Origin of the sequence: Streptomyces sp. NPDC002838, assembly GCF_040295365.1 — a bacterium.
Taxonomy (GTDB): Bacteria; Actinomycetota; Actinomycetes; order Streptomycetales; family Streptomycetaceae; genus Streptomyces.
This window is the reverse complement of the sequence record NZ_JBEOVF010000021.1, coordinates 113,143-125,631: the sequence shown is the minus strand read 5'-3', so window position 1 is coordinate 125,631 and position 12,489 is coordinate 113,143. Positions and strand designations below refer to the sequence as shown.

General features: G+C 68.7%; 11 protein-coding genes. 1 reads left to right on the top strand and 10 read right to left on the bottom strand.

Features of this window, described 5'->3' with window-relative positions; translation table 11 throughout:
- Positions 1–9 precede the first annotated feature (9 nt).
- The 7 genes from fabD to ABT063_RS25990 all read right to left on the bottom strand — a co-directional run bounded on the left by fabD (position 10) and on the right by ABT063_RS25990 (position 7,839).
- Positions 10–891 (bottom strand): ACP S-malonyltransferase, encoded by an 882-nt coding sequence (gene fabD / locus ABT063_RS26020; protein ID WP_351060865.1) that lies wholly within the window; start codon positions 889–891, stop codon positions 10–12.
- 14 nt (positions 892–905) lie between these two features.
- Positions 906–2,330, bottom strand: a complete 1,425-nt coding sequence (locus ABT063_RS26015; RefSeq protein WP_351060862.1) for a PfaD family polyunsaturated fatty acid/polyketide biosynthesis protein — start codon at positions 2,328–2,330, stop codon at positions 906–908.
- A gap of 84 nt (positions 2,331–2,414) precedes the next feature.
- Positions 2,415–3,158, bottom strand: a complete 744-nt coding sequence (locus ABT063_RS26010; protein WP_351060859.1) for a 4'-phosphopantetheinyl transferase family protein — start codon at positions 3,156–3,158, stop codon at positions 2,415–2,417.
- Positions 3,159–3,282: 124 nt separating this feature from the next.
- On the bottom strand, positions 3,283–3,798 hold the full coding sequence (locus tag ABT063_RS26005; protein ID WP_351060856.1) for a hypothetical protein: 516 nt from the start codon (positions 3,796–3,798) through the stop codon (positions 3,283–3,285).
- Positions 3,799–4,392: 594 nt separating this feature from the next.
- Positions 4,393–5,331, bottom strand: a complete 939-nt coding sequence (locus tag ABT063_RS26000; RefSeq protein WP_351060853.1) for a sigma-70 family RNA polymerase sigma factor — start codon at positions 5,329–5,331, stop codon at positions 4,393–4,395.
- Between the two features lie 10 nt (positions 5,332–5,341).
- Positions 5,342–6,532: an NAD(P)/FAD-dependent oxidoreductase gene (locus ABT063_RS25995; protein WP_351060850.1), complete on the bottom strand. Its 1,191-nt coding sequence runs from the start codon at positions 6,530–6,532 to the stop codon at positions 5,342–5,344.
- 632 nt (positions 6,533–7,164) lie between these two features.
- Positions 7,165–7,839, bottom strand: coding sequence for a DUF6198 family protein (locus tag ABT063_RS25990; RefSeq protein WP_351060848.1), 675 nt, complete (start codon positions 7,837–7,839; stop codon positions 7,165–7,167).
- Between the two features lie 203 nt (positions 7,840–8,042).
- On the opposite strand from ABT063_RS25990, the gene ABT063_RS25985 reads away from it, so the two are divergent.
- Entirely contained in the window at positions 8,043–8,552 is a 510-nt protein-coding gene (locus ABT063_RS25985; protein ID WP_351060845.1) for a GbsR/MarR family transcriptional regulator, read from the top strand.
- 144 nt (positions 8,553–8,696) lie between these two features.
- Here the strand turns inward: ABT063_RS25985 and ABT063_RS25980 are convergent, their stop codons facing one another.
- The 3 genes from ABT063_RS25980 to ABT063_RS25970 form a co-directional block, all read right to left on the bottom strand.
- Positions 8,697–10,067 (bottom strand): TfuA-like protein, encoded by a 1,371-nt coding sequence (locus ABT063_RS25980; RefSeq protein WP_351060843.1) that lies wholly within the window; start codon positions 10,065–10,067, stop codon positions 8,697–8,699.
- On the bottom strand, positions 10,064–11,245 hold the full coding sequence (locus ABT063_RS25975) for a YcaO-like family protein (protein ID WP_351060840.1): 1,182 nt from the start codon (positions 11,243–11,245) through the stop codon (positions 10,064–10,066). Before ABT063_RS25975 ends, ABT063_RS25980 begins: the two co-directional genes overlap by 4 nt.
- A gap of 151 nt (positions 11,246–11,396) precedes the next feature.
- Entirely contained in the window at positions 11,397–12,431 is a 1,035-nt protein-coding gene (locus ABT063_RS25970) for a DedA family protein (protein ID WP_351060838.1), read from the bottom strand.
- Positions 12,432–12,489: the final 58 nt, after the last annotated feature.

Genomic DNA, 12,489 nt, shown 5'->3' with positions numbered 1-12,489 from the left:
TCGTGCGGTTCATGCGGTGGGGGACAGCGTCCGTCCGTGGGCCTTGACCTGGGCGACGAGACCGGTCAGGACCTGGCCGGGGCCGATCTCCCGGAACTCGGCCTCGGGCCGTTCCAGCAGGTACGCCACGCTCTCGGTCCAGCGGACCGGCGACGCGACCTGACGGGTCAGCAGGTCCGCAGGGTCGTCGGTGCCGTAGGGGCGGGCGGTCACGTTCGAGACGACCTCGATGCGCGGCGAGGCGAGCCGGTACTGCGCCAGAAACGTGCCGAACTCCTCGGCGGCCTCCGACATGGAGCGGGAGTGGAAGGCGCCGCCGACGTTGAGCGGTACGACGGCCTTCGCCTCGTCGCCGAAGACGTCCCGCAGTTTCGCGATCTCGCCGCGGGGCCCGGAGACGACCGTCTGCTCCGGGGCGTTGAGGTTGGCGACGTCGACGGTCGGCGCTCGCTCGGCGAGGATCTCGCGGACGCGGCCCGCCTCGACGCCCATGACCGCGGCCATGCCGCCCTCCGGGGCCTTGGCCATGAGCTCGCCGCGCCGGACGACGATTTCGAGGCCGGTGAGGAAGTCGAACGTGCCGGCCGCGAACAGCGCCACGTACTCGCCGAGGCTGTGCCCCGCGACGACGTCCGGCACCTGACCCGTCTCACGGACCGCGTCCAGGTAGGACAGGGCGTTCACCACGTACATCGCGGTCTGGGTGTTGCGGGTGTCGGTCAGCTCCTGGGCCGTGGCGTTGAGGCACAAATCCGTGATGGACCGGCCGAGCACCGAGTCGGCCTGGCGGACCAGATGCGGGAACTTCGGGAACAGCTCCCGGCCGATTCCGGGGCGGTGCGAGCCCTGGCCGGGGAACACATGGATGAGCGTCATGTCCGGGTCTCCCATGGGACGTTGGTCGGCTAGGCCGCTGCGAAGGGCCGGGACGAAGGGTTGAGGTGGGCGGCGCGGGACAGCAGGCCCGCGGCGCCGGTCATGATCAGTCGGGCCAGGTCGTCGGGATGGCGGTCACGCCAGTTCTCCCGATCGGTGCCGCGCAGCCGCTCGTTGAGGGCACCGAGCGCGGGGCCGCAGGGAATCTGGAAGTCGACGCGGCTGTCGGTGTCGCCTTCCAGCGCGACCCGGGTGGCCTTGGCGAAGTACCAGGTGAAGATGAGCGCCATACGGCGCTTGGGGTCGTTCTCGGCCCGCTCGATGACCGCGGGGCGAGTGTGCGCGTAGCGCGCCTTGACTTCTTGCCATACTTCGTCGAAGGGCTGGCCGAGGATGCGGCGCTGCACGTGGTCGGCCGTGTCGGGGTCCAGGTCGTCGAGCGACGCGTGCCGCAGCCACAGCTCGTACAGCTTGTTGGCGCGAGCGGGGAAGAACAGCCCGCGCCGCAGGACCTGGGCCTTCGTGCCCATCTCGAACATGTCGCCCGCCGGCACCAGCGCGGTGTCCTGCACCTGGGCGCGCTGCAGCAGGTCCTTGGCCGCGTCGGATGTTCCTGCTTCGGCCGTGCACTGATTGATGCTGCCGGTCAGGACGAAGTCGGCGCCCATGACGTACGCGGCCGCGGCGGCCTCGGGCGTGCCGATCCCACCGGCGGCGCCGATCCGTACACGTCCGGCCGCCGGGTGCGTTCGTGCCGCCCGGTCCCGGAGGGTCAGCATCGCGGGCAGCAGAGCGATCATCGGTCGCTGGTCGGTGTGCCCTCCCGAGTCGGCTTCGGCACACAGGTCCTCGCACATGGCGACGGAGGCCGCGAGCATCGCCTCCTGGTGTGTGATCCGGCCGGCCGCGGCCAGGTCGCGGACGATCGCGGGCGGTGGCGCGGACAGGAAGGCCTCCGCCACCTCCTGGCGCGAGACCTTGGCCATGATGCGGTTGGGCGTGCGGACGATGCCGTCGGCCGCGCGGTGGGCGCCGGTCAGGCGGTAGCGGACGAGGGCCGGCGTGACCTGTACGAAGGACGCCGCTTCCACCCGCCGTACGCCGTGCGCGAGGAAGATGTCGATGGTGCGTTCCTCACGCTCGGGCCGTGAGGACAGGAGATTGACGCCGTAGGCACGCTGGTCGCCGAGCTCCGTGCGGATGCGCCGCAGCGACGCGGCGAGCTCATCCTCGGTGAGGCCTCCGGCGCCGAAGTAGCCCAGGAGACCGGCCCGGCCCATCCGGATCACCAACTCCACGGAGGCGATGGCCTTGTACATCGACCCCGAGGCGTAGGCGTACGCGACACCGTGGTCCGCACGGAAAGCGGCGCTGCCGAGATCCTCTGGCCGCAGTCCCGAGCCGGGCGATGGGACGGCGGCCCGTGTACCTGACGTACTGTCGGGCGAGTGCACGGAGTCCTCCAGGGCATGGGTGGGTGACGGCGCACTCGCCCGTTACGGGCAGGAGGCCGGGTGAACGGTTGTCGGGTTGCGGTGTTACAGCTGGTCCGGCTCGCGCATGACGAGCCTGAGCTGCTCATCGCGGCGGCGGCCGATGCACACGGCGGCGTGGAATTCGGCCGGCACCTTCACGAAGTCGTAGAGCCAGTGGTCGGGCCGGTCCGCGAGCGAGGGCTTGAGCACGAGCTCGGGCGTGCGGCCGTCGGGGAAGAGGAAGGAGATGTCCTGCAGCGGCAGTGAGATGCCCTGACCACGTGCCTTGGCGTACGCCTCCTTGAACACCCACACGTCCAGGAAGCGGCTCTTCCAGGCACGGGCGGGCAGTTGGCGCAGTTCCTCGATCTCGGGTTCGGACATGACTTGCTGGATCAGGTCGGGCAGAGAGATCCGGGCGTCCCGCTTCTCCACGTCGACTCCGATGGGACGCTCGCGGGTGACCCCGAGCATGCACATGCCGCGTGAGTGCGACAGGTTGAAGTCGAGGTCCACGCCGAGCCGGTGGTGCACGGCGGGCTTGCCGTACTCGTTGAACTCGAATTCCCACGCGGCCGGTTCGATGTCGGCGTACTGGGACAGACAGCGCCGCAGGAGCGACCGCGCCAGCACGAACTGGGCCCGGTCCCGGGAGAAGTAGAACTGATCGGCCCGGTTCCGTTCCTCGGGGGAGAGAACAGCCTCGTGCTCGCGCAGGCTGCGGGAGTCGCCGTCCGGCCCTGCGGAGGACGCGATCCACAGGTGCACGTCGGTTCTGCTCAACGTGACGTGGGGTTCCCTGGTCATGGTCCCTCGGTGCTCTCCGGACTGCGGTGCGGGGTACGACCGTCGCCCTGAAGGTTGGTGGCCGGCGGTGGACGGGCGTCCCCGAGCTGGCGCTCGGGGACGCCGACGGAAGGGGCGGGCCGGATCAGGCGGCCGTCGTCTTGTTGCGGTGCGCCTCGAAGACGTCGAAGACGCCCTCGAGCTTGCGGGAGATGACGCCGTACAGCTCCTCCATGCGCTTCAGGCGCTCGACGCGCTCCTCCGGCTGGTCCTTGAGCACCTCGAGGCCGTGCACGACGGCCGCGTAGAACTCGGGGATCCGGCGGAAAGAGTGCTCGACGGCGTTCGGCCAGGCTCCGTCGTTGAGCGTGATGTAGTAGTCGTCGGTGCCCGGAATCTCCTCTCGGGTGTACACACCCGGCGGGGTGAGCAGGTCGGCGATCCAGTCCACCGGCTCGCGGGGGATGTCCAGCGCCAGGGCGATCTGGTTGGCGCTCTGCTTCGCGGGGGAGCAGATGATCATCCAGCCGATGACATAGCCGCGCTCCCACTCCATCCCGTCGGTGATGTGGTAGTGCTCGGCGATCTTGAAGACGAAGGACTTCTCTGCGTCGGTGAGGGTGGAGCGCTCGGAGATGGCGCCCTCAATCTTTTCGGTCATGCCCCCAAGTATTGGCCCGCAGATTTCCCGGTCAAGATTTCGAAGAATGACGCGATGGGGATTCCGGAAGTGCTTTGTCTTCCGCACTCCTTAGGTGAATCAGCTGCATGAGCAGGCTCGTTGTGGAGGCTTGATGTTCCTCTTTCCTTACCTTTTCATTCCGTTTTACATTTCTGAGTGCTCCTGGTTGCGGGGTTCTGGCCGGAACCTCGGGGACATTTGTCGTGGGGCTGCGTGCCGTATCGGGTGTGTCGGCCGGCACGGTTCGCAAGCCGGAGGCACTTGCCGTAGCGGGTCAGTCGTAGGTGTGCGATCTCGCCGCGCGCAGCCGACGACCGCCCACAGGCTGCTCTGTATGACCACCCACTACAGGCCCCCGGAGGGCGAAGGAACTCCGCAGGCGTACTTTCTCTTCGCCCGCGGAATGAGGCTGGACCGTACCCCGGCGGTCACCGACTTCGCCCACTACAGGGACGGATCGCGGGTGATCGGCTGGTTGCTCGGCGAAAGCGAGGACGAGCTGGACCGCCGCATGCTGCCCGAACGGGTGCCGTCCTCGCTCCGACTCAGGTCACTGGATTCCGGTGGCTCTGGTCACCATGCGTTGATGACCGGCGCGTCGGGTTCGTGCTGCCGCCAGGCCTCGTTGAGGCGCGCGAGCCGGTCCGCGGCGGCGATGCCGCGCAGGGACGCGACCTTGCCGTCGCTGACTTCGAACGCCACGGCGCCCACGACCCGGTCGTCGACCACGGCGAGGACGGCCGGGGAGCCGTTGACCAGCGCGATATGCATCGCGGGAGAACCGCCGGCCAGCCGCCGCTTCGCCGGAGTGGGCTTGAAGCCGGCCCGCACGTAGGAGGCGACCCGCTCGCGCGTCTTGTACCGCAACAGCCGCTTGCCCAGTCCGGCACCGTCCGAGACCGCCGTCACGTCGTCGGTGAGCAGCGCCACCAGCCGTTCGGTGCGCCCCGACGTGGCGGCGGCGAGGAACTCCTCGACGACCCGGCGCGCGGACGCGGGGTCCACCTCGTCGGTGCCGCGGCGCTCGGCGGCGACCCGGAACCGGGCCCGGTGGACATGCTGCTGGCTCGCGGACTCGGTGATGTCGAGGATCCCGGCGATCTCGGCGTGGCTGTACAAGAAGGCCTCACGCAGGACGTAGACGGCCCGCTCGACCGGCGAGAGGCGCTCCAAGAGGGTCAGTACGGCCAAGGACACCGATTCGCGCTGCTCGAAGGTGTCGGCCGGGCCGAGCATCGGGTCGCCCTCGAGGAGCGGCTCGGGCAACCAGGCACCGGCCGCTCGCTCGTGGCGCGCCCGCGCCGAGCGGAGCCGGTCGAGGCAGAGATTGGTGACGACCTTGGTCAGCCACGCTTCCGGCACCTCGACCCGTTCGCGGTCTGCGGCCTGCCAGCGCAGGAACGTGTCCTGCACGGCGTCCTCGGCGTCGGCGGCCGAGCCGAGCAGACGGTACGCGAGCGAGGCCAGCCGGCCCCGGCTGGCCTCGAACCGATCGATGGCTGCGCTGTCCATGCGGAACAGCCTATGCGGCGGCCCTTACACCGGCCCGGTCAGGCGCGGTGGCCAGGCGGCGCTTGCGCTTCGGCATGCCGAAGGTCGGGTGGGCGATGCCCCACCCGGCCCCCTTGAGCACGCCCGACTTGAGCCGCGCGGCGGTTCGGCCGCCCAGGTACCAGGACTTCGACCGGACGTCCCCGTCCACCATCTGGAAGATCGCGTCCCGCCGCCCGAGGCTGATGTGGTTGCCGTGGTACTTCAGCCCGGTGGTCGGGACCTGGCTGCCCGTCAGGCGCGCGATGATCGCGGCGGTCGCCTGCATGTTGGTGAAGCCGGCAGAGGCGCAGGACATGGGCAGCGGCCGGCCGTTCTCGCCGATCGCGTAGGCGCAGTCACCGGCGGCGTAGACGTCCGGGTGCGAGACCGAGCGCATGGTGCGGTCGACGACGATCTGGCCGGTCTCGGCGACCTCCAGGCCGCTGGCGGCCGCGATGGGGTGTACGGCGAACCCGGCCGACCACACGGTCACGTCGGCCGGGATGGACGTACCGTCGGCCGCGATCGCCTGTGTCGGCTCGACGGCTTCGATGCCGGTGTGCTCGTGGACGGTGATGCCGAGCCGGTCGAAGGCCTGGCGCAGGTGACGGCGGGCCTTCGGGGAGAGCCAGGCGCCCAGCTCGCCGCGGGCGGCGAGCGCGACCGAGAGGTCGGGCCGGGACTCGGCGAACTCGGTGGCGGTCTCGATGCCGGTCAGCCCCTCACCGACGACCAGCACGGTGCCGCCCTCGCCCAGGCCGGCCAGGCGCTCGCGCAGACGCAGCGCCGAGGACCGGCCCGTCACATCGAAGGCGTACTCGGCCACGCCGGGGACGCCATGGTGGGCTACGGAGCTGCCGAGCGCGTAGAGAAGCGTGTCGTACGCGAGCTCGCCGTCGCCGTCCTCGCCGGTCACGGCGACGGTCCTGCGCTCGGGGTCGACGCCGGTGACGCGCGCCAGGCGCAGCCGCACCCCGGTGCCCGCGAATACGTCGGCGAGCTTGCGGAACGCCAGGTCCTGGCCGATCGCGAGCTGGTGGAGCCGCATCCGCTCGACGAAGTCGGGCACGGCGTTGACGACGGTGATCTCGGTGTCGGCGGGGGAGAGCCGGCGGGCCAGGTTTCCGGCGGCGAAGGCCCCGGCGTATCCGGCGCCGAGTACGACGATGCGGTGCTTCATGGCGTTGCTCCTGTCTGGTTCGCGTGCCCCTTGAACGAGACGGCGCCCCGATTGCTGACAGGAGCTGGGTGTGACGCGGGTCACCGAACTAAGGCGAGCGGCCGAGCCTCCGACAGGCGCCTGGGCCTGTCTTGGGCAGTCGAAACGGGGCGATGGCCAACTACGGATCGAGATGGCCAAGTATCGGTCGGCGTCACACACGCTGGCGAAGGCGCGGTGCAGGACTTCAAACATCACAAGGGTCACAACCAACGAATTCATCCCACCGGCACGTCAACTCCCTGTGCGGCAAGGTCAGTAGGCGTTGGTCATGCTGAAGCGACTGATGGACCGCCCGGTTCGGTGAGGTCGAATTCCAGGAGTATGAGCCGCTCGGCATGCTCTGCGAGCCCGTCATCTCTGCGGCCATTCACCCGAGTTCGGTGGTCTGTGCCGAAGTTGGCCTGAATGCCGGAAGCCAGCCGTCGCCGGAGCCGCCAGGGGCGCACGCGTCGCCCGTGACGGCCGCACCTTCACGGTCCCCAGCGTTTTCGCGCGGGGTCGCACTGAGGTGAGCCAGGCCGACGGATCTCATCCGTGCCTGATGGCGCGACGGAACGTCGCGGCTGCGGAGTTCCGGTAAGGGGGACAGGTCACGGGGAGACCGGTGCCGTCGTGGGCCGCGCCGGCTGTTCCAAGCCGTGGTTGTTCAGGCGCAGGACCCGCCGGTTGAGCGCCATGAAGGGCTGGATCAGGCCGTCCACGAAGACCAGGAAGCACAGCGTCCCGACGCCGACCGGGCCGCCGAGGAGGAAGCCGAGGCCGAGCAGCACGGCTTCTATGCCGGCCTTGGCGAGCCAGAACGGCCACCTCCAGCGATGCGTCATGGAGATGACGATGAGATCCATGGCGCGTATGCCGATGCCGCTCATGATGATCAGTGCCGAGCCGTAGGCGCACAGAAGGACCGCCGCCGCGAGGGACGCAACGCTTGCGATCCACGACAGGTCGGCCAGGAGCAGCAGGTCGATCAGACTGCCGCACAGGAAGAACGTCACGAAGGGAGCCACGACCGGACGCCGTCGGTTCCACAGGGACCACACCGCGATGCAAACCGCGGCGATGGCTGCCTGGGCGATTCCGATGGTGATCGGGACGTGATCCTTGATGCCCAGCGCGAGAACGTCGAGGGGATCGGTACCGAGCTCGGAGTGGATGAACAGAGTGGCTCCGGCGGCGAAGACGACGCAGCCGGCGAGGTACGTGCCCAGTCGCTTGGCCAGAGCGGTCGGGGGCAGGGCGGTGAACAGGGCGGGCAGGCGAGACATGTGAGGTCCTTTGAGTCAGGGATGACGGCCTGTTGCACTCGCCATGACGTTACGAACCTCAATGCAAGCCAGATATCAGAACATTCGCAGATAAAGCTCAAAAATATGTATGAAGTTCGCAAGGTGAGCGGCGCCACGGAAGAGCTCCGGAGTGCTTGAGCTCCGGATCGGCAGGTTTTCCATGTTCGGTGTATCCTGAACAAATGGAACAGAGTGCACAGGGCAGGGCAGCTGCCACCGAGGAAGAGCTCGCCTTCGTCGAAGAAGCAGCGATCAGCCTTGAGCGGCAAGGGCTGTTCCGCATGGCAGGGAGGGTTCTCGCCTGGTTGCTGATCTGTGATCCGGCCGAGCAGACGGCCGGCGACCTGGTCGAGGTGCTTCAGGCGAGCAAGGGATCCGTGAGTGCCGCCACCCGCTTCCTGGTACCCAGCGGGATGGTCGAGAGGATTTCACGGCCCGGCGAACGCCGGGACTACTACCGCATCAAGGAAGGCGTATGGCCGGCCCTGGCCAAGAGTCAGGCCGAGCACTATCAGTCGTTCGTCGATATCACGCAGCAGGGCCTGCGGATCCTGGAAGGCGCTCCGGAGCGTCGCAAGGAGCGGCTCCAGACGATGCACGACTTCTACGCCTGGCTGGCCAAGGAGATGCCGCTGCTGTGGAAGCGGTGGGAGGAGGAGCAGGGGGAACGAAGCGCGGGTCGGAGCGTGTGACCGGCGAAGCCGTTCCCTCTGAGAGTGTGGTCAGAGGCTTTGTCGTTTTTGTTGGAAACGGTGATGCCCCGTCATGAAGACGGGGCGGTGTTCGGCCTCGTCATCGGCCGCGTTCGTCCGGCAGCGGGATGTGTGCGGGCGAGCTCATACGGCGCCGGTCCCGGACCTCTGCCGTGCGCGGTGCAGTAGTACGAACCTCCGCGCGGCGTCTTCGGCCTCGGCGAGGGACACGAATCCGCGGTCACGGGCCGCAGCCTCCAACTCGGTCGGCCGGCGGACGTGCCAGATGTCAACCAAGTGCTGCCGCACCACGGCATCGGGCAGGTTCCGCGGCGTGCGGCTCGCATCCGTCCGAGCCACCTGTCGGTTGAGTCGGTCCGCAGCGGCCACGGCATCCGCGCTCGACGTCCAGGCGTGGTCCGTGCCCCGCAGCTCGGTGGGGGCGTCGTAGAACGGCGTGGCTCCGGGCGCAGTCCGGAACGAGCGCACCAGCAGCTTCAGCAGACGGCGTTCACTACTGCTGTCGCTCAGCTCTTCCGGCGTCAACCAATATGCCCACGCCGCCCGTGGGAGCCGGTCCTCGGTGATGCCGCATTCGGCTGCCGCCTTCAGCGCGGCGTGGATGAGACCGCGGTCCTCAAAAACCGTGAGGTGACCGGCGATCCGGGTCAGGGCGAAGCGGCGGTAGCGGGTGGGGAAGTCCGGCGCGTACAGCTGCTGGAAACGGAGCACGTCGAGTTCGCAGACCGAGGTGGACCGCTTGTCGCGGACCGCGGGACGGAAGGTGCCGCGCCACCGCTCCAGATACATGGTGCGCGGGACCATCCAGGCCGCAGCCGACGCGGAAGACCCAGCGGGCTTCCTCGGAGCCGCACTGTGTGACAGGGCGAGCAAGGCGTCACGCCGCTTGAGGTCCGAAGCCTCCGGATGGCGGTCAGCGAACCGCCGCAGCGCTACGGCGGATTCGGCCAATGCGGGAGAGAGACGGCGAGCGGCATGCTCGATCGCACCCCACGATCGCTCCGTGTAGTCGAGGGACCGTGCGGCTTCCAGCAAGTCCGCGCCTCGCTTCTCGACCAGCACGCTCTGAGCGACCGCGTTCGAGATCGTCCACCGGACGTTGACGAGTGGAACGGCCATCTGCCGGTGGTCACCTGACGGCAGACGGCCGACTACCACCTCGTCGTCGGCTTCGAGGGTCCCCTGGGCGTACATGCCGAAGACCAGACCCACACCCTCCATGCCGTACGGCCACAGCTCCGCGGCGCGCAGCGCCCCCATGCTGGAAGCCCCGATGACCCGGGTCCCCCCGGCCAGCACGTCGATGATCTCTTTGTGCCTCACGGGCGCGGTCTGGTGGAACACTCCGTCGATGATCACCACGATGTCCTCCGTGGCGGCGTCGAGGGCGAGAAGATCTCCGTGTCGCACTGGGCCGTGCACCACTGCTCCGGGCGCCGCGGCCAGCACCTGCTCGGCCGGCAGTGTGGGGCCGATGAAGACATGGGTGGTCATGAAGGGTCCTCCGGAATGCTCGGGGACGACGACGCGGCGCGGGGACGGGGTATCTCGTGGCGGCTGTCGAACTCCAGTCCTGCGGTGACGACTTTGACCACGCTGAAGTCACTCTCGGTGCTGAGGTCGACGACCACGGGCGGGCGTCCGGTGAGCCTGCGCACCTCCTCCGCGAGCCAACGCGTCTCGTTCGTGTCCTCGACGAAGTCGTGGACGGTCGTGGAGACGTCCTTCCACGGAAGGATCTCTCCTCCGGTGACCGGGCATCCGACCGCGGAGGGTCCGTCGGCAAAGAGGACGGCGGCCAGATCGTCGCGGCTGCCCGCAATCGCTGTAAGCCTGCTTTGTGCCGACTCCGTGACAGCACGGCTCAGCGCCACGGCCGGAGTGCTGTGCACCCCCGATCCCACGGCCAGGGCGGGGAAGTCCACCGACCAGATGTACGTCACGAAGCACGGCAGGCCCCAGCGGTTGGGTACGTCCACGATCTCGATCCATGCCCCCGCCTCGGCGATCCGCGCGAGCACCGCCGCGCAGGCGGGATCGTCCACGCTCGCCGGATCCACATGCCTGCGCTCGGCGACGGGAACCGTGCCCACGGCCGCCGTGCAGTCCCGCTCGATCACCTCGTACAAGGCGTGTGTGACGGCCTCGTCGTAACTGTTGCCGCTGGCCAGTCCGTTGGTCGAGCCGTGCAACATGGGAGGCTGCCATCCGTCGGACATCTGGTAGTCGACCTCAACGTACGCGCGTGGCACCAGTGCCTTCGCCCCGGTCGTGAGGTCGGAGCCGACGATCCAGTCCAGCGGGGTGCGCTCGCTGAGCAGGCTGCCGGGATGCTGCTGCAGATCCTCGACCCCGTATGGAAGATCCAGCTCGCACGCGGGCGTCCGTCTGACCTCGGAGGCTGGGCAGGCGTACTCGGCATGCCACAGCTCCACGGACTCCATGACGGCCGAGACACGGGCCAGCATCAGGGACGAGCCCTTGCCCTGCGAGACGGTGAGGGTCTTGGCCGCCGGGCGCACCGCCATCACGACCGGCACGCCCAGGGTGTCCAGCCCCGTCACGTCGGCGACACGCGTGATGCCGAACCGGCCCCGCTGCCCATCGATGATGGCCCAGGTCTCCTCAGGGCGCCGCACGCGGTGGGTGCCGTCGAAATGAACCTTCTTCACGCGTTCCCTCCTCCCTCTCCAATGCCTGTGCTTCAGCATCGACGGCACCACGGCAAGCAGCGGACAGAGGTACGGAAAGCGAGCGGCAACGGTGGGACAAGAATATGACCCGGAGGGAGGGAATCCGCCATGGACGGCCGCCGGCTCAAGCTCACGTCGCAGGTGCGCATCGCACCGACCACGGAGCCGGGCGCGGACAACGCCCGTTATGGCCTCGATCATTCTGCCGCGGCGCAGGTCCGTGCTCGCGCTGCCGACCTTCTCGCCGACCATCCCTTGTCTCCGGGCGTCGACCTTGGCTGAACGGCGCGGTGCGCTGCGGAACAAGGAAACAGTGATCAGGTTCCTGGGCCGGACGGAGGCACCCGCGAACAATGTGACGTGGTCGGGCCGTTGCTGTGGTGGGTGCGATACGGGGCGGGTCGCCTCCCGCGGTGTCCTGCCCCGTGATCGGGTGGGTACGTCGAGGCCGCTGTCGATGACACGGGCCGTGGGGCATCCGGTGCAGACGAGGGCCCGCCTCCGGCATCGGCCCGGCACTGACACGAACCGGCTCGTGCTCAATGTGGCCCACCGGCGACGACTCGCCCGGTTCTTGAGCAGTGCCGGCCTGGCGGCGCACCCTCCAGGCCATGCAGGTGCTGAGCGCGAACGTGGCGACCGCCGACACGGCAAAGCCGATCCAACGGGTCTCGAACCAGGCCCCGTTGAGTACGGCGAGCCCTACCAGGTAGCACGCCCACAACAGACCGCCCACCGCGGACCAGCGCAGGTAGCGCGCCCGCAGTCCCGGGACAGCGCCGAGCGTCACTCCGAGGACTGTGCGACCGGCGGGGACGAAGCGTCCGGCCAGGGCGGCGCCACCGAGCCGGTCGGCCAGAGCGCTTTGGAACCATCGCGTGGCCGAGGCCACGGCTGCGTGCCGGGCCAGGAGCGCGTCGGCCCGAGAGGAGCCACTCCGCACCAGGGCGATCAGCAGGAGGTCGCCAAGAAATGACGCGGCTGCCACCGCGAGCAGCAGCAGTGCCAGCCAGCCGGTGCCGTGCCCGAGGAACAGCAACGAAGCGGCGATGACCAGGCTACCGCTGGGCAGGAACGGCAGGAACGCGTCACCGATCACCGCGAGAAGGGCGACGGCGGCGACGACCTCGGGCCCAAGGGAGAATCCGACCACTTCGATCTGCATGGATCGAGCGTATCGAACGTTCAGATATTTGTGAACATAGAAAAGAGAGCTCGCTGCT

What these genes read in the sequence shown, in the direction of transcription:
- fabD (WP_351060865.1), bottom strand. Translation starts at nt 891, where the DNA reads ATGGGAGACCCGGACATGACGCTCATCCATGTGTTCCCCGGCCAGGGC.
- ABT063_RS26010 (WP_351060859.1), bottom strand. Translation starts at nt 3,158, where the DNA reads ATGACCAGGGAACCCCACGTCACGTTGAGCAGAACCGACGTGCACCTG.
- ABT063_RS26005 (WP_351060856.1), bottom strand. Translation starts at nt 3,798, where the DNA reads ATGACCGAAAAGATTGAGGGCGCCATCTCCGAGCGCTCCACCCTCACC.
- ABT063_RS26000 (WP_351060853.1), bottom strand. Translation starts at nt 5,331, where the DNA reads ATGGACAGCGCAGCCATCGATCGGTTCGAGGCCAGCCGGGGCCGGCTG.
- ABT063_RS25995 (WP_351060850.1), bottom strand. Translation starts at nt 6,532, where the DNA reads ATGAAGCACCGCATCGTCGTACTCGGCGCCGGATACGCCGGGGCCTTC.
- ABT063_RS25990 (WP_351060848.1), bottom strand. Translation starts at nt 7,839, where the DNA reads ATGTCTCGCCTGCCCGCCCTGTTCACCGCCCTGCCCCCGACCGCTCTG.
- ABT063_RS25985 (WP_351060845.1), top strand. Translation starts at nt 8,043, where the DNA reads ATGGAACAGAGTGCACAGGGCAGGGCAGCTGCCACCGAGGAAGAGCTC.
- ABT063_RS25980 (WP_351060843.1), bottom strand. Translation starts at nt 10,067, where the DNA reads ATGACCACCCATGTCTTCATCGGCCCCACACTGCCGGCCGAGCAGGTG.
- ABT063_RS25970 (WP_351060838.1), bottom strand. Translation starts at nt 12,431, where the DNA reads ATGCAGATCGAAGTGGTCGGATTCTCCCTTGGGCCCGAGGTCGTCGCC.